General features: G+C 65.2%; 21 protein-coding genes and 1 tRNA gene. 6 read left to right on the forward strand and 16 right to left on the reverse strand.

All coding sequences use genetic code 11. The annotated features are described in order from the left end of the window. Positions 1–170: 170 nt before the first annotated feature. Positions 171–1,877: a long-chain fatty acid--CoA ligase gene (locus ACS13N_RS12185; protein WP_438931896.1), complete on the forward strand. Its 1,707-nt coding sequence runs from the start codon at positions 171–173 to the stop codon at positions 1,875–1,877. A gap of 28 nt (positions 1,878–1,905) precedes the next feature. Here ACS13N_RS12185 and ACS13N_RS12190 read toward each other — a convergent pair whose 3' ends face one another. From ACS13N_RS12190 to ACS13N_RS12210, 5 genes are all read right to left on the reverse strand, one after another. Beyond that, positions 1,906–2,700, reverse strand: a complete 795-nt coding sequence (locus ACS13N_RS12190) for an ankyrin repeat domain-containing protein (RefSeq protein WP_438931897.1) — start codon at positions 2,698–2,700, stop codon at positions 1,906–1,908. An 11-nt stretch (positions 2,701–2,711) separates the two neighbouring features. Continuing rightward, a complete protein-coding gene (locus tag ACS13N_RS12195) occupies positions 2,712–3,440 on the reverse strand; it encodes a gamma-glutamylcyclotransferase (RefSeq protein WP_438931898.1) in 729 nt (242 codons plus the stop codon). 136 nt (positions 3,441–3,576) lie between these two features. Beyond that, positions 3,577–3,652: transfer RNA gene (locus ACS13N_RS12200), tRNA-Cys, on the reverse strand. Positions 3,653–3,716: 64 nt separating this feature from the next. Beyond that, the gene (locus ACS13N_RS12205; protein WP_438931899.1) at positions 3,717–4,070 is read right to left on the reverse strand and encodes an FKBP-type peptidyl-prolyl cis-trans isomerase; all 354 of its coding nucleotides are present in this window, start codon (positions 4,068–4,070) and stop codon (positions 3,717–3,719) included. A 37-nt stretch (positions 4,071–4,107) separates the two neighbouring features. Continuing rightward, positions 4,108–4,659, reverse strand: a complete 552-nt coding sequence (locus ACS13N_RS12210; protein ID WP_438931900.1) for a YaeQ family protein — start codon at positions 4,657–4,659, stop codon at positions 4,108–4,110. A gap of 204 nt (positions 4,660–4,863) precedes the next feature. On the opposite strand from ACS13N_RS12210, the gene ACS13N_RS12215 reads away from it, so the two are divergent. Then, positions 4,864–7,701: a DUF2339 domain-containing protein gene (locus ACS13N_RS12215; protein ID WP_438931901.1), complete on the forward strand. Its 2,838-nt coding sequence runs from the start codon at positions 4,864–4,866 to the stop codon at positions 7,699–7,701. Then, positions 7,698–9,020 carry a DUF3999 domain-containing protein gene (locus ACS13N_RS12220; RefSeq protein WP_438931902.1) on the forward strand — a complete coding sequence of 441 codons (1,323 nt, stop codon included), beginning with the start codon at positions 7,698–7,700 and terminating at the stop codon, positions 9,018–9,020. The genes ACS13N_RS12215 and ACS13N_RS12220 overlap by 4 nt, the downstream gene beginning before the upstream one ends. A 50-nt stretch (positions 9,021–9,070) precedes the next feature. Here the strand turns inward: ACS13N_RS12220 and ACS13N_RS12225 are convergent, their stop codons facing one another. The 10 genes from ACS13N_RS12225 to ACS13N_RS12270 form a co-directional block, all read right to left on the reverse strand. Next, the gene (locus ACS13N_RS12225; RefSeq protein ID WP_438931903.1) at positions 9,071–9,454 is read right to left on the reverse strand and encodes an MAPEG family protein; all 384 of its coding nucleotides are present in this window, start codon (positions 9,452–9,454) and stop codon (positions 9,071–9,073) included. A gap of 70 nt (positions 9,455–9,524) precedes the next feature. After that, entirely contained in the window at positions 9,525–9,746 is a 222-nt protein-coding gene (locus ACS13N_RS12230) for an RNA-binding S4 domain-containing protein (protein ID WP_021195183.1), read from the reverse strand. An 8-nt stretch (positions 9,747–9,754) separates the two neighbouring features. Further along, positions 9,755–10,318: a YceI family protein gene (locus tag ACS13N_RS12235; RefSeq protein WP_438931904.1), complete on the reverse strand. Its 564-nt coding sequence runs from the start codon at positions 10,316–10,318 to the stop codon at positions 9,755–9,757. Between the two features lie 44 nt (positions 10,319–10,362). Continuing rightward, the gene (locus ACS13N_RS12240) at positions 10,363–12,105 is read right to left on the reverse strand and encodes a glutamine--tRNA ligase/YqeY domain fusion protein (protein ID WP_438931905.1); all 1,743 of its coding nucleotides are present in this window, start codon (positions 12,103–12,105) and stop codon (positions 10,363–10,365) included. A gap of 64 nt (positions 12,106–12,169) precedes the next feature. Next, a complete protein-coding gene (locus tag ACS13N_RS12245; RefSeq protein ID WP_438931906.1) occupies positions 12,170–13,204 on the reverse strand; it encodes a lipase secretion chaperone in 1,035 nt (344 codons plus the stop codon). A gap of 77 nt (positions 13,205–13,281) precedes the next feature. After that, positions 13,282–14,289, reverse strand: a complete 1,008-nt coding sequence (locus tag ACS13N_RS12250) for a triacylglycerol lipase (RefSeq protein WP_438931907.1) — start codon at positions 14,287–14,289, stop codon at positions 13,282–13,284. Between the two features lie 185 nt (positions 14,290–14,474). Continuing rightward, positions 14,475–15,977 carry a tripartite tricarboxylate transporter permease gene (locus ACS13N_RS12255; protein ID WP_438931908.1) on the reverse strand — a complete coding sequence of 501 codons (1,503 nt, stop codon included), beginning with the start codon at positions 15,975–15,977 and terminating at the stop codon, positions 14,475–14,477. A gap of 12 nt (positions 15,978–15,989) precedes the next feature. Beyond that, entirely contained in the window at positions 15,990–16,409 is a 420-nt protein-coding gene (locus tag ACS13N_RS12260) for a tripartite tricarboxylate transporter TctB family protein (RefSeq protein WP_438932845.1), read from the reverse strand. 295 nt (positions 16,410–16,704) lie between these two features. Beyond that, positions 16,705–17,157, reverse strand: a complete 453-nt coding sequence (locus ACS13N_RS12265) for a DUF2214 family protein (protein ID WP_438931909.1) — start codon at positions 17,155–17,157, stop codon at positions 16,705–16,707. 50 nt (positions 17,158–17,207) lie between these two features. Beyond that, entirely contained in the window at positions 17,208–18,428 is a 1,221-nt protein-coding gene (locus tag ACS13N_RS12270) for a CaiB/BaiF CoA transferase family protein (RefSeq protein WP_438931910.1), read from the reverse strand. 184 nt (positions 18,429–18,612) lie between these two features. Between ACS13N_RS12270 and alaS the strand changes: the two genes are divergently transcribed. Further along, positions 18,613–21,255 carry an alanine--tRNA ligase gene (gene alaS, locus ACS13N_RS12275; protein WP_438931911.1) on the forward strand — a complete coding sequence of 881 codons (2,643 nt, stop codon included), beginning with the start codon at positions 18,613–18,615 and terminating at the stop codon, positions 21,253–21,255. 78 nt (positions 21,256–21,333) lie between these two features. Here alaS and ACS13N_RS12280 read toward each other — a convergent pair whose 3' ends face one another. Beyond that, positions 21,334–23,187, reverse strand: coding sequence for an ArnT family glycosyltransferase (locus ACS13N_RS12280; protein ID WP_438931912.1), 1,854 nt, complete (start codon positions 23,185–23,187; stop codon positions 21,334–21,336). Positions 23,188–23,593: 406 nt separating this feature from the next. Here ACS13N_RS12280 and ACS13N_RS12285 point away from each other — a divergent pair, with 406 nt between their 5' ends. Both ACS13N_RS12285 and ACS13N_RS12290 read left to right on the forward strand, forming a co-directional pair. Further along, on the forward strand, positions 23,594–24,700 hold the full coding sequence (locus ACS13N_RS12285; RefSeq protein WP_438931913.1) for a purine-nucleoside phosphorylase: 1,107 nt from the start codon (positions 23,594–23,596) through the stop codon (positions 24,698–24,700). Continuing rightward, positions 24,697–25,734: a purine-nucleoside phosphorylase gene (locus tag ACS13N_RS12290; protein ID WP_438931914.1), complete on the forward strand. Its 1,038-nt coding sequence runs from the start codon at positions 24,697–24,699 to the stop codon at positions 25,732–25,734. The genes ACS13N_RS12285 and ACS13N_RS12290 overlap by 4 nt, the downstream gene beginning before the upstream one ends. The last annotated feature ends 222 nt before the right edge of the window (positions 25,735–25,956 follow it).

Consider the following 25,956-nt stretch of genomic DNA (forward strand, 5'->3'; position numbering starts at 1 on the left):
GCCGGCGGTGTGTCGTGCATTCTACTTGGGGGTGCCTGGGCCTGCTTCCAGGCTGCTCCCGGGGGTGTTTCCATGCCCTTAAAAATGACTGTCCTGACAACGGTTGAAAATAGAACGATCGTTCGGATACCATCCGGTAAAAACAACAGACAGATTCACGGAGACACGCTATGACACGACCGCACTTCCAGTTCTGGCCCCGGCGCATGCCGCACAACATCGGCTCGCCGCAAACGAGCCTTTGGTACAACCTGGAGGTGTCTGCACGACGCTATCCGGACAAGGACGCGATCATCTTCTACGGTCGCCACACCAGCTTCCGCGAGCTGCACGACGATGCGGTGGCCGTGGCCGGCTGGCTGCAGCAGGTGGCCGGTGTGCAGAAGGGCGACCGCGTGCTGCTCTACATGCAGAACTGCCCGCAGTTCATGGCCGCGTACTACGGCATCCTGCGCGCTGACGCGGTGGTCGTGCCGGTCAACCCGATGAACCGGCCGGAAGAGTTCAAGCACTACATCACCGATGCCGGCGCCGCGACGGTCATCTGCAGTGCGGATCTGGCCGTCAACGTGACCACGTCCAACGCTGAACTGCCTGAGGCGCAGCGTACGAAACATCTGCTGGTCACGTCCTATGCCGACGCGCTGCCGGCCACGTACGAATACCCCGAAGATGCGCCGCCCGCGTGGATCACCGCAACGCATCCGGCACAGCCCGGCGCCGTTGACTGGAACGACGTAATCGCCCAGCGCCTCGTGCCGGGCCCGCACACCGCTGGGCCTGACGACTTGGCCGTGATGCCCTATACGTCGGGCACCACGGGGTTCCCGAAGGGCTGCATGCACCCGCACCGCACCGTCATGCACAACGTGGTGGGCGGCTCGATGTGGTCAAGTTCGACCAAGGAAGGCGTGAGCCTGTCGATCATCCCGCTGTTCCACGTGACCGGCATGCAGTACGGCATGAACGCGCCGATCTACATGGGCTCCACGGTGGTGATGCTGCCCCGCTGGGACCGCGAAGTAGCGGGGCGACTGATCTCGCGCTACAAGATCACGCACTGGACGAACATCCCGACCATGGTGATCGACTTCCTGGCGAGCCCGCAGCTGGCCGAGTTTGACCTGTCGAGCCTGGCCTACATCGGCGGCGGTGGCGCGGCGATGCCGCAGGCTGTGGCCGAACGCCTGCTGAAGGATTTCAACCTGGCGTACCAGGAAGGCTACGGCCTGTCGGAGACCATCGCGCCCACGCACAGCAACCCGGCCGACCGGGCCAAGCAGCAATGCCTGGGCATTCCCGTGTTCAACACTGACGCACGCATCGTCGATCCGCAGACGTTGCAGGAGCTGCCGATTGGCGAGGTGGGCGAGATCATCGTCAGCGGCCCGCAGGTGTTCCTGGGCTACTGGGGCAAGCCGCAGGCCACCGCCGAGGTCTTCATCGAGTTCGAGGGCAAGAAATTCTTCCGCACGGGCGACCTCGGCAAGATGGATGAAGACGGCTACTTCTTCCTCACCGACCGCTTGAAACGCATGATCAACGCCTCGGGCTTCAAGGTCTGGCCGGCCGAGGTGGAGAGCCTGCTGTACAAGCATCCGGATGTGCAGGAGGCCTGCATCATCGGCACGCGCGACGCGTATCGCGGCGAGTCGGTCAAGGCGGTGGTCGTGCTCAAGGCGCACGCCAAGGGCAAGACCACGGAAGACGACATCATCAACTGGGCGCGCGACAACATGGCCGCGTACAAGTATCCGCGTGTGGTGGAGTTCGTGGATGCGCTGCCCAAGTCCGGCACGGGCAAGGTGATGTGGCGCACGCTGCAAGAGCAGGAAAACGCCAGGAACGCGGCGGCCGAGAAACCGGCAACCGCCTAAAGAAGAAGGGGCCCATGTGGCCCCTTCTTCAATGTCCGCGCGCTTTGAACAGCAACGCGCCGATGCCGTGGAAGCCGCGCTGGCGCGCGTGCCGCATCGGCGTGACACCGGCCCGGTCGGGCAGGTTTGGATCGGCGCCCGCGTCGAGCAGGAGCTGCACGATCTTCTCGTACTTGTCGCTGCCGTCGCCCATGGCCACGGCTTCGATCAGCGCCGTCAGGCCCAGGTTGTTGGTGGCATCGGGCGGCAAGCCGGCTTTTGCCAGTTCGCTCACCACTTCCACATAGCCACGGCGCGCAGCCGGGATCAGCGCAGTATCGCCCTCGGCGTTGGTGGCGCGCAGGTTGGCGCCGTGCGACAGCGCCAGGCGCACGGTTTCCGCATCGCCCTGACTTGCGGCGAGCAGGAACGCGCTGTTCTGGGCGTTGTCCTGCACGTTGACGTCGGCGCCGGCCTGGATGAGCAGGCGTGCTGATGCGCCCTGGTGTGCTGTCACAGCGGCAATGAGTGCGGTGCGGCCGTCGGCATCGCGGGCCTTGAGGCTGGCACCGTCGGCCAGCAAGGCCTGGATGACCATCGTGTTGCCCGTTTGGGCGGCGGTGATCAGGTCGCGGTCGCGTGTGGCGGGGTCGCTGTGATGAGCGGGGCGCGTCGCGGGCGCGGCGCCGGGTGTGGCCTTGGCGCTGGCACTCGTGCTGGCGGCAACGCGCAGCATCGGCAGATGCTGCTCCTGCCAGGCGTTGGCCATGTCGCCCACGGCCAGCGCCAGCCCCAGCATGACGCCGATGAGCTGGTTGAGCGCGGGATGACGGGCGAGGAGCATGGCGGGAGGGCTCAGGCGCTGAGGTAGGGGTCGGGCTGTTCTGCGGGTTCGCCGGCGACGGGCGCGTTGGCTGCATCCATGGCTTGCAGGCGCGTCCACAGGCGGTCCAGATAGGGGTCGTGCAGCCCGTTGCTGGCCAGGCCGATCAGCGTGCGTTGCAGGTATTCGCGTGCCGGCCCGTACAGGCCGACCGCCTCGCGCAGGCAGCCGACCACGCGCTCATCAGGCAGACGGCCGGCGTAGGCTTCATGCGTGCGGTTCATGACGAAGGCCAGTGCGAAGACGCGTTCGCCGTTGATCTCGGTGGGCAGCCAGCGCGGTTGGTAGGCGCCGGTCAGCATCTCGCGGCGCCACAGCACGCGGAATTCACGCTCGGCATGCGCGCGCGGCACGCGGAAGGCCACGCCTCGGCAACTGCCGCCACGGTCCAGGCCGAGCACCAGCCCCGGGTTGTCCCAGGTGCCACGGTTGATGCGGGAATACAGGTAGAAGCCGCGGTGATACCCGTGCACCGTGGCGGCAGCCGCCTCGGTGTGGAAGATCATCGGGTTCCAGATGAGGGAGCCGTAACCGAACACCCACGCGTCCTGACATTCGCAGGGCGCACTCGACAACCGCGCGAGCGTCGATGCAAGCGACGCTTCCAGCGCAGCCTCGGTTAGCAACGACGACGCGACGGGTGAATCACCCAGGGCGGCGCGCAACCGGTTCTGTTCGAGATCCTCTCGGGTGACGGCCATGTCGCAAGCATAGAGCAATCGTTACGAGTGGTCACGCAGGCGGACGGGCGATACCGCTGAAATACCGCGTTGTGCGGGTCGGGAAGCGTTTGGCTATGGCGCGGCCGCAACGGTACACACGGTGAGGCCGGAAAATTGGAGGCGGGGGAACGGAATTGAACCGTCTTATACGGCTTTGCAAGCCGCAGCATTGACCACTCTGCCACCCCGCCGGGGGAGGGCGCCTGCGATGTGTCGAATGACATATCGCAGGCCGGGCGCGATTCTAGCGCAGGATCAGACTTCCAGCAGATCGACTTCGAAAATCAACGTTGCGTTAGGGGGGATCACGCCGCCCGCGCCGCGTGCGCCGTAGCCCAGGGCTGCCGGGATGATCAGCTTGCGCGTGCCGCCCACCTTCATGCCTTGCACGCCTTCGTCCCAGCCCTTGATGACGTGGCCGGCGCCCAGCGGGAAGGCGAACGGATCGTTGCGGTCCTTGCTGGAGTCGAACTTCTTGCCAGCCTGGCCGTCGTCGTACAGCCAGCCGGTGTAGTGCACAGTGACGTACTTGCCGGCGGTGGCCTCAGCGCCGTCGCCGACGACGACGTCTTCATATTGCAGGCCGCTTGCGGTGGTCGTGGTGGTCATGTTGAGCCTCGTGGTGTGGGCGTGGGTGAGAGAGGGCTCAGGCAGCCTCTGCGGCCTTGAGCGTTTCAAGCTGGACGTGGACGTTGTCCGCGTCGTTGGCGATCCAGATGTCGCCATCCTGGATGGTGACTTGCAGACGCATGGTGCGTTCCACCATGCCGGCCAGCGCGGCCACGGTGTCGGGCGCAACTTCGTAGACCGACAGGTTGGCAAAGCGGGCCACCTTGGTCTCGATCTGCTGCCACCACACACGGCTGGCATTGCCGCTATACGTATACACAGCGACCTGCTCGGCACGGTTACTGGCCTTGCGCACGCGGGTGTCGTCGGGGTTGCCGAGGTCGATCCAGAGTTCGATGGCGTCGGTCAGGTCGCGCTGCCAGAGCTCGGGCTCGTCGGGTTCGGACAGGCCGCGCGTGAAGGCGAGCGTTTCACTGGCGTGGCGGGCAAAGGCGAGCACGCGCACCATCATGCGCTCGTCGTTCTCGCTCGGGTGGCGGGCGACGGTCAGCGCGTGGTTGCCGTAGTAGTGGCGATCCATGTCGGCGATCTGTAGATCGACCTTGTAGATCGTGGATTTGAGGGCCATTCGGGCAGCGGGTTTTTCAGCAAAGCGCGCATTGTCGCATGGCCTGATGACACGATCCTCATAGCGTTCTGCGTCTTGATCGATTCCATTCGGGGCCGGATTGCGGTATATGCAAGCGGTGCGCGCATCTTGGGCAGGAGTCGGGTTGCCCAGGGCGCAGGGAATGTGCGCGCATTTTCCAATACCAACAGGACAATCAGAACGATGCGTTGGATTTTCGGAATCGTGGGCCTGGTGTTCGGGGCCTTCTCAGGGGGTGTGGTTGGCGCGTTTTTCGGCGCGCTGATCGGCGTCGGGTTGGCTTCGCTGATCCTGGTCATGGACAAGCGCGCCAGTTCGCAATGGGCCAAGGCGCCCGACGTCTCGCAAGGCAATGCGCCGGTGCAGGTCCCAGTAGCTGTGCCGATCAATGAGCGTGTGACGCGGCTGGAGCACGAGGTGGCGTTGCTGCGTCGCCAGATCGCCGAGCTCAAGGGACAGTCATTCGCAACGCCTGTGCCGGAAGTGCCGGCCGCTGTTGAGCCTGTGGTTGTGCCGGTGCCAGAACCGGTGCCAGAGCCTATCGCTGCCGAGTCGTTGCCTGCAGTGGAAGTGCCCGCTGTGGCGCAGCCGGTGCCGGTTGCGCCACCGATTGCTCAACCGACCCTCGCGCCGCACGAGCCCGATTGGGTGGAGCGCGCGGTGGGTGCTGCGCGCGACTGGCTGCTGGGCGGCAACAGCGTGGTGCGCGTCGGCATCCTGATCCTCTTCTTCGGCGTGGCGTTCCTGCTCAAGTACGCGGCCGACAACAGCCTGCTGCCGGTCGAGTTCCGCCTGGCGGCCGTGGCCGTGGGGGCCATCGTGCTGCTGGGCATCGGCTGGCGCCTGCGTGACAAGCGCCCGGGCTATGCGCTGGTGCTGCAGGGCGGCGGGGTTGGCGTGTTGTACCTGACCGTATTCGCGGCGACACGCATGGTGCCGCTGCTGACGCCGGGGATGGCGTTTCCGCTGCTGGTGTTGATCTGTGCGCTGGCGGCCGGGCTGGCCGTCAAGCAGAACGCGTCGGCGTTGGCCTTTACGGGTAGCGCAGGCGGGTTCCTGGCTCCGATCCTGATCTCGACCGGGCAGGGCAGCCATGTGGCGCTGTTCAGCTATTACGCGCTGCTCAATGCCGGCATCTTCGCCATCGCATGGTTCCGTGCATGGCGTGCGCTGAATCTGCTGGGCTTCGTATTCACCTTCGGCATCGCCACGGCTTGGGGGGCGCTGCGCTATGAACCGTCACTGCTCAAGAGCACCGAGCCGTTCCTGGTCCTCTTCTTTCTGATGTATGTGGGCATTGCGCTGCTGTATGCGCTGCGTCGCCAGGTCAACCTCAAGCACTACGTAGACGGCACGCTGGTGTTCGGCACGCCGCTGGTGGCGATGGGCCTGCAGGCAGCGCTGGTGCACCACATTCCGTTTGCGATGGCGTGGAGTGCCGCGACACTGGCAGCGTTCTACCTGGGTATTGCCGCGTGGCTGGCAGGCAAGCGTGCGCGCCTGGGGCTGCTGTTTGAATCGATGTTTGCGCTGGGCGTGATCTTCATCACGCTGGCGATTCCGCTGGCCTTCGACGGACGCACGACCAGTGCGGTCTGGGCGGTGGAAGGCGCGGCTGTGGTGTGGGCAAGTGTGCGTCAGCGTCGTCGTCTGGCACTGGCAGCCGGCTTGCTGCTGCAGGTGGCGGCGGGTGTGGCCTTTGCGTTGGGCGTGCTGCTTGAGTGGTCGGCGTCGCTGCAGTGGCCGGTGCTCAACAGCCACTACATCGGCGGGGTGCTGATTGCGGCGGCGGGCATCTTCAGCGGCTGGCGCCTGCACGGCAAGGCCGAAGCGCGCGACTGGCTGAAGGTGGCACCTGCACTCGGCATGGCCGCCTCGGTGTGGGGCTTGCTGTGGTGGCTTGGCAGTGGCGGCGATGAGATCGACCGCTATGCATGGCGCCTCGGCACCAAGGCGGTCGACCGGCCGGACATCCCACTCTACGCCGCCTTTGCAGTGCTGACCGCATGGGGCGCGCACGGCCTGCGCCGCAAGCTGGATTGGGCGCTGGCGGAATGGCCTGCGCTGTCGCTGTCGCCCGCGCTTGCGCTGATCGCGTTGTTGGCCATCGAACATTGGGCGCCGTCGCCGCTGGCCGGCTGGGGTGGGGCAGTGTGGATCGCATCGATCGTGCTGGCCTTCTTGCTGCTGCGCCGTCAGCAGCGAGATGTTGGCGACACCATTCTCGCGCCGCTGCATACGGTGCTGTTCTGGTTGATCTGCGGCATGTTAGCCACCGAGGGCTACTGGCGCCTGGACGCCTATGTGCCGGAAGGCACGTGGAGCTTTGCCGCTTGGGCCTATGGCTATGGCGCGTTGCTCGCCCTGCTGGCCGGTGCCGGCTGGCGCATTCGCTGGCCGATCGCCCGCTTTGAACGTGCTTATCTGCTGTGGGGCGCAGCGCCCCTGGCGGCATTGTTATGGCTGTGGAGCGTGGTCAGCGCCGCCAGCGATGGCGATGCCGCACCGCTGTTCTATCTGCCCATCCTCAACCCGCTGGACGTGGCGCAGTTGCTGGTCTTCCTGGCCATCGCGCTGTGGATGCGCCGCGTGGCATTGCAGAAGCTGGTGCCTGAGCCGATGGTGATCGGATACGCCGTCGGCGCGACGCTGTTCATCTGGGCCAACGCGGTACTGCTGCGCACATTGCATCACTGGGCGCGCATTCCGTACACGCTGGACGACCTGGGGGACTCGATGCTGGTACAGGCGTCGCTGTCGATGTTCTGGACGGTGCTGGCACTGGGCGTGATGGTGTTTGCCACGCGGCGCGTCAGCCGTGCGTTGTGGTTTACCGGCGCGGCACTGCTGGGTGTGACGGTGATCAAGCTGTTCCTGTTCGACCTGTCGCGCGTGACGGGTGTGGAGCGCATCGTTTCGTTTATCGGCATTGGCGTGCTGCTGCTGTTGATCGGCTACCTGTCGCCGCTGCCGCCCAAGGCCAAGACGCACGGTGACGCCGAGACCAAGGAGGTTGTGTGAAGAAGATTGTTCTTGCGATCGCCGTGGCGTCGCTGCTATCGGCGCCGGCCTGGGCCGAGCGCTTTGCGCTGACCGGTACGCCCGGCGCGCCGTACTACGCCGTCACGCTCAGCGAAGACGTGTATGCCCATGCGCGCGACACCGGTCTGGCGGACTTGCGCATCCTCAACGGCGATGGCGAGCCTGTGCCGTTCACCATCGAGATCCCGCGCGATCCGGCCCCGCAGGCGCGCACGCTACAGGACGTGCGCTGGTTTGCCACGCCGATCGACGAAGCACAAAAGCCTGGTGCCGCCGGTGTCATGCTCGGCGCCGATGGCGTGTTGCGTGCCACTGGTACGCCGCTCGCACAGGAGTCGGCGCGGGCGTGGCTCGTCGACCTGAGCCAGTTGCACGATACGTTGACGGCGCTGGTGGTGGGTTTGCCCGCTGCCGAATTTCAAAGCGGCGTGACCGTGCAGGCCAGTGATGACTTGCAGGACTGGAACCCGGTGAGCCAGGCCACGCTGTTCCGCCTGTCCAATCAGGGCAGCCTGCTGGTGCAGGATCGCATCGAGTTCACCGGGCTGCGTGCGAAATACCTGCGACTGACGTGGCAGGGCAAGCCGCCCGTGCCCGAGAGCGTGCGCGCAGAACTGGCGGCCGGTGCGGCACCGTTGCCGGCGGACAGCGCCATCCAGTGGCGTACTGGTTTGACGCCGGTGCAGACGCCTGCAGCCGGCGACTACCAGTTCGATACCGGTGGCGCGTTTCCGGTGGAGCGCGTGAAGATTCATCTGCCGCAGGCCAACACCGTCGCACAGGCCACGCTGTATGCGCGTGCGGATGCGCAGGCGCAATGGCGGCCGGTCACGTCTGCACGGCTGTTCCGCCTGGCGGGTGCTGGCGGGCAGGGCGAACAGGAGAACGCGCCGATCAGCGTGCCCGCGACCGGCGAGCGTTACTGGCGCCTGCAGGTCGACACGCGCAGCGGTGGCCTGGGTTCGGGCGCGCCGCAACTGGCGATCGGCTGGCGTCCGGCCACCGTTACCTACGCGGCGCGCGGCAACGTGCCGTTTGTGCTTGCGGTAGGGGAGGTGGCGCGTGGCAATCCAATTGCACGGGCGGATCTGTTGGCGGGTGCTTCGCCAGCAATTGCACCGGCGCAGCTTGGTGCGATGAGTGATTCGCCATCCGATGCGATGACGGCCGAGCCGCCCGGCGGCAGGACGCGGCAGTGGGTGCTGTGGGGTGCGTTGGTTGCAGCGGTGATTGTGCTGGGCGGCATGGCGTGGCGGTTGTTCCGTACGTCGGCGACGCCACCGGGGTCATCGCAGTAGCAAACAAAACGGCGCCACTAGAGCGCCGTTTTTTTTGACCGAGTGGTTGCTCAGTGCGCGAAGGCGGGTTGCACAAACAGCGCTACGCACAGGGCTACGCCTGTCAACCACATCAGCGAACGTAGCGCCGCCCAGTCGGCCAGGTAGCAGCTCGTGTACAACACGCGCGCCACGACGAATGCGATGGCGAGCAGGTTGACGCGATCGATCATGCCGCCGCCCAGGATGGCCACCAGCGCGGCCATTGCAAAGAACGGAAACGCTTCAAAGTGGTTCTGCCGCGCAGCACCAGCGCGGCCTGCTACCCCGGTTTGCTGCGCAAGCCACGCACGCGGGTTGCGGTTGTCGTAACGCGGGCCGCTGGCCTTGGCAATGCCGACGCACACGATCGGCAATACCGCCGCTACCAGAACGCACCAGAGGGCGACCGGCATGGTCAGTCTCCTGGACAGCTGTGAAGGAGCCGCACCGTAGCACGGGCGGCGTTTTCAAACACCAGAAGTGCTAGTCGGCCTCATGTACGGCGATGCGGATGTCGCCCAGCATGACCACTTGGCCCGCGCGGATCTTGGCGGTCTTGCGCGACTCCGGCTGGCCGTCGACGGTGACACCGCCATCGGCGACGACAGCTTTGCCAGCGCCGCCGCTGTCGACCACGCCGGTGAGCTTGAGCAGCTTGTGCAGCTCGATGTATTCCGTATTCAGAGCGAAATCGATGTTGGGCATAGAGAAAATTATTGCGGTGTGGCTTCCACGCTGATGTCGAGATCGACGCGGTCGCCCACGTCGGGCAGGAACCGTGTCATGCCGAATGCACTGCGCTGGATGGCGAGGTGAAAATCGCCGCCGCATACGTGGCGTGTCGTGCCGGGCATCTTTACGTCGCCGCAGTTGAAACGGCGCACGTCCAGCCGCACGGGCTGCGTTACACCATGCAGCGTCAGCTTGGCTTCGATGGCGACGAGCTTGCCGTCTTGCACGACAAAGCGGTCGCTGCGCAGGCGGATGATCGGAAACTGTGCGGCATCCAGAAACTGTTCGGATTTCAGCACGCCGTCCAGCACCGGCAGGCGTGTGTTGACGGACGCGGCGTCGATGGTGAAATCGATGCTGCCTTGGCTGCTCGCCTCGTCAAAGTCGATGGCGCCGTCGAGCTTGTCGAAGCGGCCACGCACCGTAGACCGATCGAAGTGCGAGGTGCCGAAGTAGACCGACGTATGTGCCAGATCTGGCGTGAATGGCGCGGCAAGGGCGGAAGTGCTCAGCACGCCCGCCAGCATCAAAACCCAAGGTCGCATAGTGCCTCCTATTTCAGGGGCCCACGTCGACCATGGGCCTGTGCTTACTTGCCCCAGCTGTCTTTCAGACCGACCACGCGGTTGAACACGGGCTTGCCCGGTTGCGAGTCGATGCGGTCGGCGACGAAGTAGCCGTGGCGCTCGAACTGGAAGCGGTCCTCAGCCTTGGCGGTTGCCAGCGTCGGCTCCAGGTAGGCCGTGACGATCTGCTTGGAGTTCGGGTTGAGCGCATCCAGGAAGTTCTTGTCGCCCGAGTCCGGCTGCGGGTCGCTGAACAGGCGGTCATAGAGGCGCACTTCGGCTTCCAGTGCATGCGCGGCGCTGACCCAATGGATGTTGCCCTTCACCTTCACGCTGTCAGCACCCGGCGTGCCACTCTTGGTGTCCGGGATGATGTTGGCGTGCACGGCGGTGACGTTGCCGTCGGCGTCCTTGTCGCAGCCGGTACATTCGATCACATAGCCGTAGCGCAGGCGCACCTTGTTGCCCGGGAACAGGCGGAAGTAGCCCTTGGGCGGCGTCTCGGTAAAGTCTTCGCGCTCGATCCACAGCTCGCGCGTGAGCGGGAATTCGCGGCGGCCGAGTTCGGGCTGCTTCGGGTGCACGGGCGCCGAGCAGGGCTCGTTGAAATCCGCTGGCACGTTGTCGAGGATCAGCTTGACCGGGTCCAGCACGCCCACCGAGCGCGGCGCACGCGCATCAAGGTCGTCGCGCACGGCGCCTTCCAGGATGCTCATGTCGATCCAGCTGTCGGCCTTGGACACGCCCACGCGCTCGCAGAACAGCTGGATCGATTCCGGCGTATAGCCGCGGCGGCGGATGCCAACGAGCGTCGGCATGCGCGGGTCGTCCCAGCCGTCGACGCGCTTTTCGTTCACCAACTGCAGCAGCTTGCGCTTGCTGGTGATGGCGTAGGTCAGGTGCAGGCGCGCGAATTCGTACTGATGCGGCAGCGGTGCGGGCAGGGCGCCGGCATCGCGCAGGTGGTCGAGCACCCAGTCGTACAGCGGGCGGTTGTTCTCGAACTCCAGCGTGCACAGCGAATGCGTGATGTTCTCCAGCGCATCGGAAATGCAATGCGTGAAGTCGTACATCGGGTAGATGCACCAAGCGTCGCCGGTGCGGTGGTGGTGCGCGTGGCGAATGCGGTACAGCACCGGATCGCGCATCACGATGTTGGGTGCGGCCATGTCGATCTTGGCGCGCAGCACGAGCTCGCCATCCTTGTACTTGCCGGCGCGCATGTCGCGGAACAGCGCGAGGTTCTCGTCCACCGAGCGGTCGCGGAACGGCGACGGCGTGCCGGGGCGGGTGAAGTCGCCACGGTTGGCGGCGATCTGCTCGGCGCTTTGGCTGTCGACATAGGCGGCGCCGCGCTGGATCAGCACTTCGGCAAAGCTGTAGAGCTGCTCGAAGTAATCGCTGGCGTAGTACAGGTGCGTGCCCGTGCCGTTTTCCCACGAGTAGCCAAGCCAGTGCACCGCGTCGATGATGGAGTCGACGTATTCGGTGTCTTCCTTGACCGGGTTGGTGTCGTCAAAGCGCAGGTGGCAGCGGCCTTGGTAATCCTTGGCCAGGCCGAAGTTCACCCAGATGCTCTTGGCGTGACCAATGTGCAGGTAGCCGTTGGGCTCCGGCGGAAAGCGCGTAATGACCGGCGGAAGGGCCTGGCCCTTGGTGTCCTTGCGGCCGGCATAGGTGCCTTGCGTCAGGTCGCCATCAATGATTTGGCGCAGGAAGTTGGACGTGGGGGCGGCGGCCGCCCCATTGGCGTTGTCTTGGCTCATGGGAATGCGTGATTCGGCAATCCTATGATTTTACCGTGCCCGGGGCGCTCTGCCGGGTTGTCCCTTATTTCCGTTGCGCGACGCCATCCAACGCTTGTGCACGCAACGCCTCATACGGGGCAGGAAAGGCCTGCTGGCGCAGTTGCGTGAGCTGTGCGGCGCGGTCGGCGTCTGACAGGCCGGGGAAGCTGTTGATGCGGTCGCGCTGCTGGGCGTAGGCGTCGTAGCGGCCGCGCCAGACGGCTTCTTCGCGGCTGGCCTGCACCAAACGGTCCGCCACGATGCCGTCGATGCCCTGGGCGGCCAGACGCTGGCGGATCTGCGCCTCGCTCAGACCATCCTTGGTCCAGGAATCCATGTCGTTTGCGAGCTTGACCGGCGCGGAGGCATTGCGGCGGGCCTCTCGCAGGGCGGCCGGCAGGTTGGCCTCGATGGCGGCGAGCTTGGCGGCGCGTTGCTCCGGCGTGAGCGAGGGGTCGGCCATCACGGCCAGGCGGTCGAGCGCAGCGGTGTCCAGCGCATCTTCGTCGCCATACCAAGCCTGGGCGACATCCGCGCCGAGGTATTGGCGGCGCAACGCGGCACGGGCGCCGATCTGTTGCCGCAGCGTGGCAATGATCTCGGGCTGCTGCCGGACCTGTTCAAGGCTCGGCTTGCTGCGGCCGGCATCGCCCTGTCCTGCCAGTGCCTTGCGGTAGGTGAGATAGCGCTGCAGCAGCGATTGCGCCTCCGACAGTGCGGGGCTGACCAGCTTGGCGTGCATGTGCGCCTCTGCCATCGCGATGCGCTGCGCTTCGGGCTGCGACGCGGGCACGTCGAGGAAGTAGTCGAATACCGCACGGTTGGCGGCTTCGAGGATGAGGTGGCCGTTCGCGTCGACACGCAGGCCGTCGGGCGCCTGTGTGTCGGCCAATTCCGTGGGTTTGGCCGTGGCGGTTGCCTCGTCGCTCTTGATGCTGCCGATATAGGCGCCGGAGCGGGGCGCCGCCTGGGGTTGCTCGGCGGCCGGGGGCGCATCACCGGTGGCATGCCACCAGTAGACGCCCCCCGCAACGGCAATTGCCACCAACACTGCGCCGATGAATGTGGTCGGCTGCATGGATTGCACGGGTTGTGATTTGCCCTTCATGGCGATGCGCGTGTTGGTGGCGATGGGAGGCGATCGATGAGGATGGACTACAGCCCGGCCGTCTTCAACCGATTGGCCTGCGTGCGGATCACCGCTACCGGATCTGCCGCACCCCAGCCGATCAGGCCGAGCAGCTGGTTGACCTCGTCGAGGTGATTCCAAGCATAGTCGGTCGACAGCACCTGCCCGAACTTGGCGCTGCACACCGAGACCAGCCCGTCATTGGTACCCGAACCACGCGCCTGCATCACCCCGCCGCTGAAGACCAGTACCGGGTCGAACAGGTCGAGGATGTTGGTGGCCGTCGAGCGTCCCGTCCACGAATACAGCTTCTGTACGTTGCCGTTGCGCATGTCGGTGGCGCTGCCGGTGTTGCAGCCGTTGGCCAGGCCCGCGCTAGGGAAGGTCTTGTTGAAATCCGCCGCGCCTGCAGTCGAGAGGATATGCAGCGCCGCAAAGCCGTTCTGCGGATTGCTGTTGCCGTTGAACCAGCCGAGCACGGAGCCGAACACATTCGCGCCCAGGTTCACCAGGGCCTGGAAGGGCGCCGGCGTGGCCTCGACAAAGTCGGCAAACTCCGAGCCCTTGTGCGGCGTGCCGATGGTGGTGACGGACGCCACTAGGTTGGGCGCCACGGCGGCCGCATAGCGCGAGGTTAGACCGCCCTGGCTGTGGCCGATGAGGTTGACCTTGGTGGCGCCGGTGGTGGCCAGCACGGCGCGGATCTGGCTCAGGAGCTGCTCGCCGCGCACGGTTTCATCGTTGAAGGCGGAGACATCAGCCACGTAGACGTTGGCGCCGTTGGCACGCAGGTCTTCGGGAATCTGGTACCAGTAGTCGACCACGCCCAGGAACTTGCTGGTGCCCGAGAGGCCGTGCACCAGCACGATCGGGTATTGGGTGGCGGCATACGTGCTGGCGGCTTGGGCCGGAGCGGCGGTGAGGGTGAGGGCGGATGCGGCCAAAGTTGTGGCCAAGGCGGCTGCTGCAGTGTGCGTGCGCAAGATGCCGCGCACTGATTTGTACACAGCATGAAGCAGGGGCGTCTGTGACATTCGGTTGTCTCCTGAATGATGGAAAGGTGGTCGACCTCTGCGGGTCGATCGCCCTCCGTTATCCGAAGTGCGCATTCCAGCGTCAACCGAATTGGAAGATTGGCTCTAATGCTGCGCTGCCGCGTGCGCAAACAAAAACCGGAGGGCGAGCCTCCGGTTCTTTAGGATGCGATGCAGCAACGCCGCTACTCCTCTTGAAACGCTTCCTCGCGTTTGCGGCGGATAGCGGGCAGTGCCACCAGCAGCACGAGCACGACCGCCGCGATCAGCAGCCCCAGCGACAGCGGCCGTGTGACGAAGGTGGAGAAGTCACCACGCGAGAGTTGCAGCGCACGGCGGAAGTTCTCTTCCATCATCGGCCCCAGTACAAAGCCGAGCAGCATCGGTGCCGGTTCGCAGCGCAGTTTCACGAACAGATAGCCGAGCAGCCCGAAGACCGCCGTTTGGAACACGTCGAATGTGGTGTTCGATACCGAATACACGCCGATGCAGCAGAACACCAGGATGGCCGGATACAGGAAGCGGTAGGGCACCTTCAGTAGGCGCACCCACACGCCGATCATCGGCAGATTCAGCACGATCAGCATCAGGTTGCCAATCCACATCGAGGCGATCAGGCCCCAGAACAGCGCGGGGTTGCTGGTCATCACCTGCGGGCCTGGCTGGATGTTGTGAATGGTCATCGCGCTCACCATCAGCGCCATCACCGCGTTGGGTGGAATGCCTAGCGTGAGCAGCGGAATGAACGATGTTTGTGCCGCTGCATTGTTGGCCGACTCCGGGCCGGCCACGCCCTCGATGGCGCCCTTGCCGAACTCGTGCGAGTACTTCGACGCCTTCTTCTCCAGCGAGTACGACGCGAACGAGGCCAGCGTCGCGCCGCCGCCGGGCAGGATGCCGAGTGCCGAGCCCAGCGCCGTACCGCGCAGCACGGCAGGAATCATGCGCTTGAAGTCCTCGCGGTTGGGCCAGAGGTTGCGCACGTGATTGACGAACGTTTCGCGGTGCCCCTTCTGTTCAAGGTTGACGATGATCTCGGCAAAGCCGAACAGGCCCATGGCGACGGACACAAAGTTCAGCCCGTCCGCCAGCTCCGGAACATCAAACGCATAGCGCGCCACGCCTGAGCTGACGTCTGTGCCGACCAGACCAAGCAGCATGCCGAGAACGATCATGGCCAGCGCCTTGGGCAGCGATCCGGAGGCCAGCACGACTGCGCCCACCAGGCCCAAGACCATCAGGGAAAAATACTCTGCGGCCCCAAAATGGAACGCGATCTCCGACAAGGGTTTGGCAAACGCGGCCAGGATCACGGTGGCAACGCAGCCTGCGAAGAAGGAACCGATGCCCGCTGTTGCAAGAGCTACCCCGGCCCGCCCGCGACGCGCCATTTGATAGCCATCGATTGTCGTGACCACAGAAGACGATTCACCGGGGAGATTGACGAGGATAGCCGTGGTAGACCCGCCGTACTGCGCGCCGTAGTAAATGCCGGCAAGCATGATGAGCGCGGCAACCGGCGGTAGGCTGTACGTCGTCGGCAGGAGCATCGCGATGGTCGCGATGGGGCCAATGCCTGGCAGCACGCCAATCAACGTGCCGAAGGTGCATCCGATCAGCGCATAGATGAGGTTCTGAAGCGAAAGCGCGGTTGAGAAGCCGAGTGCAAGGTTGGCAAAGAGATCCATACCGGGGGCTCCTCAGGAAACGAAGGCAGGCCACATCGCGAGTTGCAGATTCAACAACCAGACGAAGGTGCCCCAGCCGATGACCACCATGACGATTGCAGTGGCGATGGCGCCCCGCCAGCCGAACTCGTGGCTGGCCAGGCTGGAGATCATGACCAGCGCCACTACGGAAAACACCAGCCCCAGCGGTTGCAGCAGCAGGCCGAACAGCACCACCGAGCCAAGAATCCACAGCAGCGTTTTGATGTCCCAGCGTGGGATGCGGTCTGCCACACCCTTGCGCGACAGTGATTGCGCCAACACCACCACGCCCAGCGCCGCCAGCACGATGCCGAGCCAGAACGGGAAGTAGCCGGGCCCCATGCTGCTGGTCGTGCCCATACGATAGCCGCGCGCCAGGATGGCGAATGCCACACCAGCAACGATGAACATGACGCCCGACGCAAAGTCCTGGTGACTGCGGATCACCGGGCGGCTCTGTGGATCGTTCTGCAAGATGGGTCTCCTCTTGTCGGCATGCAACGCCGCGCTCTGCGGGTGGCCGGGTGGTGGCCAAAGCGGCGACCAAGTGTGCACGCTAAGCAGAGCGGCTTTCAAGCACCTTGCAGAGGGGATACAGGCCGCGCAGCAGCCTGGCACGGCGCACAGGCAAAGGATTTCGGGTTTGCCCTAGCCGTGGATGGCGGGAGAGCACGGGCCGCGCAACGCTGTCGCAGCCCGGTACGCATTACATGCCGATGCCGCGTGCCATCAGCACGGCCGCCAGCGGAATGAAGATGATCAGGTGCGATTCGATCATGACCCAGCGGCGCGTCGTCGCAATCTCCGAGGGCGTCGGCACGAAGTCGGGCAGTGTCTTGCCCTGCTTGTTCCAGCGCAGGATGGTGATGGTGGGCTTGATCGACAGCAGTCCCACCAGGATGAACAACCCCACCTTGACGTGGAACACCGGATTGTGGACGTAGAACGCGTAGCCCTTGGCACCATAGAACACACGCAGCAGCCCCGTTATCAGCACCGCCAGCGCGGCAAAACCGAACACGGCGTCATAGCGTGCCAGGCGCTGGCGGATCTCCGGCGTCATGGCCGGGCGCAGCACCACGGCCTCGGCGGTGAGGAAGACGATCATCGTGAAGATCGAGATGTAATGCAGGTAAGCCAGCAACGCATCAAGCCACATGGTGACCTCGTCAGGGTGGGGGAAACGGTTGATTCGGGTTGGCGCGGGCGTCAGATCACGCCGCGCGTGCGCAGTGCCGTGATCTGCTCGGCGCTCAGGTCGAGCACGTCGCGCAGCACGGTCTCGGTGTGCTCCCCCAGCAGCGGCGGGTGGCTTGTCGCCTTGGGCGGTGTGGCGCTCATCTTGACCGGGCTGCCGACCAGCTTGACGGTGCCCGCGCTCGGGTGGGGCAGGTCGACGCGCAGACCGCGGGCCTGCACCTGCTCATTGTCGAACACCTCGTGGAGATCGTTGATCGGGCCGCAGGGCACGCCAGCGGCTTCGAGCTTGTCGATCCACTCGCCTTTGCGGAAACGCTTGACCATCTCGGCCAGGATCGGCACCAGCACATCACGGTTGGCCACGCGCTGCGGGTTGGTGGCAAAGCGCGGGTCGTCGGCCAGTTCGGGCATGCCGCCGGCATCGACAAAGCGGCGGAACTGCCCATCGTTGCCCACCGCGACGATGATCCACCCGTTGGACGCCTGGAAGGTCTGGTACGGCACGATGTTCGGGTGCGCGTTGCCCCAGCGCTTGGGTGCCTGGCCGCTGGCCAGGTAGTTGGTGTTCATGTTGGCCAGCATGGCGACCTGCACGTCGAGCAGCGCCATGTCGATGTACTGGCCCTCGCCGGTGCGGTCCCGGTGTGCCAGCGCAGCCAGCACGGCGACCGTGGAGTACATGCCGGTCATCAGGTCCGAGATGGCCACGCCGGCCTTCTGCGGGCCGCCGCCGGGCAGGTCGTCGCGCTCGCCGGTCAGGCTCATGAAGCCGCCCATGCCCTGCACGATGAAGTCGTAGCCGGCGCGCGCGGCGTAGGGGCCGGTCTGGCCGAAGCCGGTGATGGAGCAGTAGATCAGGTCCGGCTTGATGGCCTTGAGCGACTCATAGTCGAGCCCGTATTTCTTCAACTGGCCGACCTTGTAGTTCTCCAGCACCACATCGGCATGCGCGGCGAGCTTGCGGACGATGTCCTGCCCCTCGGGCGTGCTGATATCGACGGTGATGGAGCGCTTGTTGCGGTTGGCAGCGAGGTAGTACGCGGCCTCGGCGGTGTCCTGGCCGGCTTCGTCCTGCAGCCAGGGCGGGCCCCAGGTGCGGGTGTCGTCGCCGGCGCCGGGGCGTTCCACCTTGATGACGTCGGCACCGAAATCGGCGAGGTTTTGCGCGCACCAGGGGCCGGCAAGCACGCGGGTCAGGTCAAGAACACGGAGATGGCTGAGAGCGCCCATGGATTGACGAATCGACACGATTGGAACGGGTGCACTCTACACCACGCTCCCGGGTCCCCCCAGCTCCATGCGATGAATGGGCGCGAATGGGGCGCGAACCTCGTATAATCAACGGTTTGCACTAATCCAAGGCGCTCAGGAGCCATCGCTCCCCGGCGCAATGCTGACTCCGGCACCCCGCGACATGAAAGCCTCCGATATCCGCCAAAAATTCCTGACGTTCTTCGAGTCGAAGAACCACACCGTGGTGCGCTCCTCGCCGCTGGTGCCGGGCAATGACCCGACGCTGCTGTTCACCAACTCCGGCATGGTGCAGTTCAAGGACGTCTTCCTCGGTACCGACAAGCGCCCGTACGTGCGTGCGGCCTCCGTGCAGCGTTGCCTGCGCGCCGGCGGCAAGCACAACGATCTGGAGAACGTCGGCTACACCGCGCGCCACCACACGTTCTTCGAAATGCTTGGCAACTGGTCGTTCGGCGACTACTTCAAGCGCGACGCACTCGTGTGGGCGTGGGAGCTGCTGACACAGGAATACAAGCTGCCGGCAGACAAGCTGTGGGCCACGGTCTATCACAACGACGACGAGGCCTACGACATCTGGACCAAGGTGATCGGCTTGCCGCCCGAGCGCGTCGTGCGCATCGGTGACAACAAGGGCGCACCGTACGCGTCCGACAACTTCTGGCAAATGGCCGAGACCGGCCCGTGCGGCCCGTGCTCGGAAATCTTCTACGACCACGGCCCGGACATCTGGGGCGGCCCCCCGGGAAGCCCGGAAGCCGACGGTGACCGCTACATCGAGATCTGGAACAACGTGTTCATGCAGTTCGACCGCCAGCTCGATCCGGCCACCGGCGAATACACGCTGACCCCGCTGCCCGCACCCTGCGTCGACACCGGCATGGGCATGGAGCGCCTGGCTGCCATCCTGCAGCACGTGCACAGCAACTACGAGATCGACCTGTTCCAGGCGCTCATCGCGGCGGCTTCGCGTGAGACCAACACCAAGGATCTGTCGAACAACTCGCTGCGCGTGATTGCCGACCATATCCGCGCATGCTCGTTCCTGATCGTTGATGGCGTGATCCCGGGCAATGAAGGCCGCGGCTACGTGCTGCGCCGGATCATCCGCCGCGCCATCCGCCACGGTTACAAACTCGGCTGCCGCGCCGCGTTCTTCCACAAGCTGGTGGACGACCTTGTTGCGCAGATGGGCGAGGCCTATCCGGAGCTGCGCGAAGCGCGCGACCGCGTGGTCGAAGTGCTGCGCACGGAAGAAGCACGCTTCTTCGAAACCATCGAGCACGGCATGTCGATTCTCGACGGCGCGCTGGGCGAGCTGAAGACCTCGGGCAGCAAGATGCTCGACGGTGAACTCGCCTTCAAGCTGCATGACACCTACGGTTTCCCGCTGGACCTGACGCAAGACGTCTGCCGCGAGAACGACGTGATCGTCGACGAAGCGGCCTTCGACGCCGCCATGAACCGCCAGCGCGAGCAGGCACGCGCCGCTGGCAAGTTCAAGCTGGCTGCCGGCACGCTCGACTACACCGGCGACAAGACCACCTTCCACGGCTACGACCAGCTCGTGCGCGAAACCGCGCGTGTGACGGCGTTGTTCGTCGATGGCGCATCCGTGCAGGAAATGCACCCGGGCCAGACCGGCGTGGTGGTGCTCGACCACACGCCGTTCTATGCCGAATCCGGCGGTCAGGTTGGCGACCAGGGCACGCTCAAGGCCGCCACTGTCTGGTTTGACGTGGCCGATACGCTCAAGGTGCAGCCGGAAGTCTTCGGCCACCACGGCGAGCTGCGCACCGGCGTGCTGAAGGTCGGCGATGCCGTGGCGGCGGAAGTGGACGCTGTGCGCCGCGCGCGTACCATGCGCAACCACTCGGCTACCCACCTGATGCACAAGGCCCTGCGCGAAGTGCTGGGCGGCCACGTGCAGCAGAAGGGCTCGCTGGTCGATGCCGACAAGACGCGCTTCGACTTCTCGCACAACGCACCGATGACGCCGCTGCAGATCCGCGAAGTGGAAGCACGCGTCAATGCAGAAATTTTCGCCAACGCCCCGACCGCCGCCCAGATCATGGGCTTTGACGATGCCGTCAAGAACGGTGCCATGGCGCTGTTCGGCGAGAAGTACGGCGACGAAGTGCGCGTGCTGTCGATCGGCACGTCGAAGGAACTGTGCGGCGGCACCCATGTGGCCCGCACCGGTGACATTGGCCTGTTCAAGATCGTGGGCGAATCGGGCGTGGCAGCCGGCATCCGCCGTGTGGAAGCCATCACCGGCGACAACGTGCTGCACTACCTGCAGACGCTCGACACGCGCATCAACGAAGCGGCTGCCGCACTGCGCGCACAGCCGTCGGAACTGACGCAGCGTATCGGCCAGGTGCAGGACCAGGTCAAGACGCTGGAGAAGGAACTGGAGCGCCTGAAGTCGAAGCTGGCCGCAAGCCAGGGCGACGAACTGGTGAGCCAGGCCGTGGACGTGGCTGGCATCAAGGTGCTGGCCGCCAAGCTCGACGGCGCCGACGCCAAGACGCTGCGCGAGACCATGGACAAGCTCAAGGACAAGCTGCAGACCGCCGCCATCGTGCTGGGCAGCGTGAGCGACGGCAAGGTCGCGCTGATTGCGGGTGTGACGGCAGATGCGACGGCCAAGGTCAAGGCCGGCGAGCTGGTCAACTTTGTCGCCCAGCAAGTCGGCGGCAAGGGCGGTGGCCGCCCGGACATGGCGCAGGCCGGTGGTACCGAGCCGGACAACCTGCCGCAGGCGCTGGCCGGTGTGGTCGCATGGGTGCAGCAGAAGGTGTGATGTAACGCCTCCAACCTGATGCGCTGAATGGCGCGCGTTCCCGGCAACGGGGCGCGCGCCGTTTTGTTTTCCGGCCGGTCAGCGGGGCAGGTGGACGGCGGCGCGCAGGACTGGGGGCACCAGCAGGAAGACACGTAGCCGCTCACTCCTGTCACCGGGGCGGGCGCCGGTCCAGAACGGTATCCATTCGCGGCCCGGTGTTCGTGTGTTCGTGTGGCTGTCCTGGATGATCAGCCATCGGCAGGTGTGGTTCGATGACTGTGCCAGCGGACGGTGCAGGATGCCGGTGAAGTAATGCAGCATCGGCGCTTCGGATTCACCCAGATGCAGGCTGGCCATGCAATCGTCTTCGCGCCACGCGGGGGCCAGTTTGCTGCTGAGGCTGTCGAACACCGAGCGGTAGCTCTTCGCTTCATCCAGCCACGGCAGCAGCAAGGTGGCGACCAATCCCCAGCCCACCAGGGCACCGGCGGCCCAGGACAACGCCCCGCGCCATGCCCCAGCCCGCCGCAGGTGCGGCAGCAGACGCAGCCATCCCACCGTGAGCACCAGTGCGGCGCCCACCAGCCAGGGCTCGATGGGCATCGTCCAGTCGACAGGCAACCAGCGGTCGAGCCAGCGCAGGCCCGCGCGTGAGGTGTCTTTCGTCATCACCGCCCATAGCAGCCAGGCCAGCAGCACAATGCTGCCGAACAGCGCGCGGCTGAGGTAGTCCCACGCAGCATGCAGGCGCATCGGCAGCCGCGCGATCGCCTGCTGGCCGAGCAGTGCCAGCGGCACCATGAAGGGCAGCAGGTAAAGCGGTCGAGCTGTCGCAGAGACGTGCAGCGCCAGTAGCCCGACGCCCGCGAAGATCAGCGGCAGGGCCACGCGCGGCGTCCGCCACTCGCGCCACGCACCGCAGGCCAGTGCGATCAGCGCAAGCGGGCCTGCCGGAAAGCCAATGGTCAGCAGCGAGTGCAAGACGTAGAACGGGTCGTCGTTTTCCGCACCCAGCACTGGCACGGAAAAGCCCAGGAAGCGCCCGATGTTGTTGTCCCAGAACCAGACGTAAAACAGATCGGGGGCGCGCAGGTAGAACAGCCTCGGCCAGATCGTGGCGAAGGGCAGAAACACCAGCGCCGCGGTGCCGAGCTGACGCAGGGACGTGCGGCTGCGACAGGCCGGAAACAGACTCCAGGCCCCGGCAAGCGTGATGCAAAACACCAGCGGGATGAACACGCCTTTTGCCAGCAGCGCCATCCCCATGCCGAGGCCGAGCAACCATGCCGAGCTGCGCCTGTGTGCCGCGGGCTGCACGGTTGCCTGCACACATTCGAACAGCCCGCAGAAGCCGATGGCGGTGCCGGCCAGCAAGGCCACGTCGGTGATCATGTCGTGCGTGTGCTTGACCACGATCAGCGAGCCCGCGCAGAGCGCCAGTGTGCAGAGCACGCGCAGGTCTGCCCACGAAGGCGCGTTGGTGGCAGCGCGTGCCAGACGTACGGTGAAGGCGAGCGCCAGACTGGCAAACAGTGCGCTCGCGAGCCGCGCCGCGTCGTGCGGGGGCAGGACATCCCCCAGCAGCCAGGCGAGGCTGCTGGCAACCCACGCATACAGCGGCGGTTTCTCAACGAACGGTTGTCCGGCGCTGGTCGGCACGATCAGGTCGCCGGTCTCCAGCATGTGCTGGATGATGCCGAACGTGTAGGTCTCATCCTGTTTCCAGGGGTCGTGGCCGAGTGTGCCCGGCAGCAGGTAGGCACAGGCGATGAGCACGGCGAAGATCCACGTGCGCCATTTGCGCACCGCCTGCCACGGCCAGGCTTGTGCCGCAGATGCCATGACCGCGCCGGGGGGCAGCGCGGCGGTGTTCGAAGTGATGTCACGCGCGTGAGCGGTCGCGGCGGGCGTGTTGACGCTCCGCCGTCCAGGGCGTGTCGGTTCCAGCATGACGAAAGAGTTTCCAGTTTGCCGGATGCGGTCCGGAGAACCCGGCCGATCGGCTTATGCGAGACAAACAAGGCGCCCGGCAAGGTGTGCTGGGGCGGCGTGGAGTACATCACGCCCGTCTTACGGAGACCCTGAGCGACAGCGCCGGAATCTGAGCAACCGATTTCCGCCGAGGTGGAAAGCTGACCGGATGCGCTTTTTTGGGCATCCGGCACAGGGCTGGCGTCTTGTCTACGTGATGTGGACAAGTTGGGCGATGCCCCAATGCTGGAGACAGGCCGTGCCATCGCCTATACCGGTCAAACGCTGCGGGTTGCCGGCTGCCTGGCAGGCAAATTGCATTGGCCGAGCCCGTTGTCCCCCGCAGTGCCCCGTCGTACCCCTTACCCAAAATCCGAGGAGAACCATGAGCGTCTTATCTGACAAGGTCGACGCCGTGCCGCCAGCGCCATTGGCTGCGCGGCGCAGCAAACGATTGCTGCGGGCGGTCGCAGCCGGCGTGCTGGTGGCCGCAGGCATTGGCGCATCGACCCAGCCGGTTGCGCAACTCGCGCCGGAATCGCATGCGCGCAAGGTCAAGGTGCTGATCATCAGCATGTTCGCGCCGGAGGCGCAGCCGTGGATCGACAAGCTGGGCCTGACCCAGGATGTGCCCGTGCCGGGCCTGTCGATCGACTATCCGAGCGTGCATTGCAACGCCAACGACGTTTGCCAGCTCACCACCGGCATGGGCAAGGCGAATGCCGCGTCGTCGGTGTCGGCGCTGATCTACAGCGGCAAATTTGACCTGCAGCGCACGTACTTCCTGGTGGCGGGCATTGCCGGGATCGATCCGTCGCAAGGCACGCTGGGTAGTGCCGCGTGGGCGCGCTTCCTGGTCGACAGCGACATCGCCTGGGAGATCGATGCCCGCGAGGTGCCCGCCAGCTGGCCCAGCGGCTTCATCGGCATCAACACGCAGGGTCCAGGGCAGAAGCCGCCGCTGGACTACAAGACCGAAGTCTTCCGCGTGAACGAGGCGCTGCTGCAGAAGGCGCTGGCGCTTTCCAAGGGTGCGGCGCTTGACGACAATGCCACCGCCCGCGCGTATCGCGCCAATTACCCCAGCGCACCGGCCAACCAGCCGCCGTCAGTCGTGCAATGCGACACCGCCGCCGGCAACACGTACTGGCATGGCGCCAAGATGGGCGAGCGCGAAGCCGCGTGGGTCAAGCTGCTGACCGATGGGCAGGGCACCTACTGCACCACGCAGCAGGAAGACAACGCCACGTTCGAAGCGCTCACGCGTGGGTCTAAGGCGGGCCTGCTCGATCTGCAACGCGTGGCCGTTCTGCGTACCGCGTCCAACTTCGACCGGCCGTATCCGGGGCAGACGCCGTATGACTCGCTGGTCAACAGCAACTCGGGCGGGTTTGTGCCGTCGCTCAACAACCTCTACCTGGCGGGCGGCCCGCTGGTCAACGAGATCGTCACGCGCTGGAGCGTGTGGAAACACGGAGTGCCCTCGCCATGATCGATTCCCGATATAAGACTCCCATGCGCTCCATCACCAAGTTGCTCGCCGTGGGCGCGGCAGCGCTGACCTTGAACAGCTGTGCATACGACGGCGTCAAGGTCATCGTCATCAATATGTTCCAGGGCGAAGCCCAGCCCTTTATCGACCGCTATGACCTGAAGGAGAAGGTGTACATCTCCGGCCTGTCGCCCGATGCGCCCAACATGCTGTGCAACTACGACGGCATTTGCCAGGTCACCACCGGCATGGGTTACGCGAATGCGGCGTCGACCATTTCGGCGCTGCTCTATCGCAGCAAGCTGGACCTGACACACACCTACTTCGTGATCGCCGGCATTGCAGGCATCGATCCGGGGCAGGGCACGGTGGGCTCGGCGGCGTGGGCGCACTATGCGGTGGACTACGGTCTGTCGCACGAGATCGACGCGCGCGAGATGCCTGCCGGCTGGTCATACGGCTACTTCGGCATCGGTACCAAGAGCCCCGGCCAGAAGCCGCCGCTGGATTACCGCACCGAGGTGTTCCAGCTGAACGAGGCGCTGCTGCAGCGGGCGTACACGCTGTCCAAGTCCGCCACGTTGGAAGATAGCCCCGAGGCCATCGCCTTCCGCAAGAACTACGCGTTTGCGCCGGCCAATCAGCCGCCATCGGTCATCCAATGCGATGTGGCTTCCGCCGATACCTGGTGGGCTGGCCGCAATCTGGGCCAGCGCGCACGTGACTGGGTGAAGACGATGACGGACAACAAGGGCACCTACTGCACCACCGCGCAGGAAGACAACGCCACGCTGGAGGTGCTCACGCGCGGCGCCCGTGCGGGCAAGGTCGATTTCAGCCGCGTGGCGTTGCTGCGTTCGGGCTCGGACTTCGATCGCCCTTACGACGGCCAGACTGCAACGGATGGCCTGATCAACTACGCGCAGCAGGGCGGTTTCGTGCCGGCCACGCACAACCTCGTCAATGCGGCCAAGCCGTTGCTGGACGACATCGTCAACCACTGGCCACAGTGGAAGGAGGGGGTGCCGAATTAATGGTTGCTTACATCACATTTCAAAATATATAATGCGAATCATTCTCATTTGATGGGCGGCAGCGGGCACCTCGCCTGATCGCTGGCCATCGCTTCTGCCGGGCGAGCCAGCGGGTTTTCACCTGCAAGCCAACGGATCGACGCGCCGCGTTTGTTGTTGCGGCGCGTTTTTTCATCCTCCAGCGCTCCCTCCGGGCGCGTCCGGTTTTGCCAATCCTGATCG

The organism is Ralstonia sp. 24A2 (assembly GCF_051783885.1).
Classification (GTDB): Bacteria; Pseudomonadota; Gammaproteobacteria; order Burkholderiales; family Burkholderiaceae; genus Ralstonia.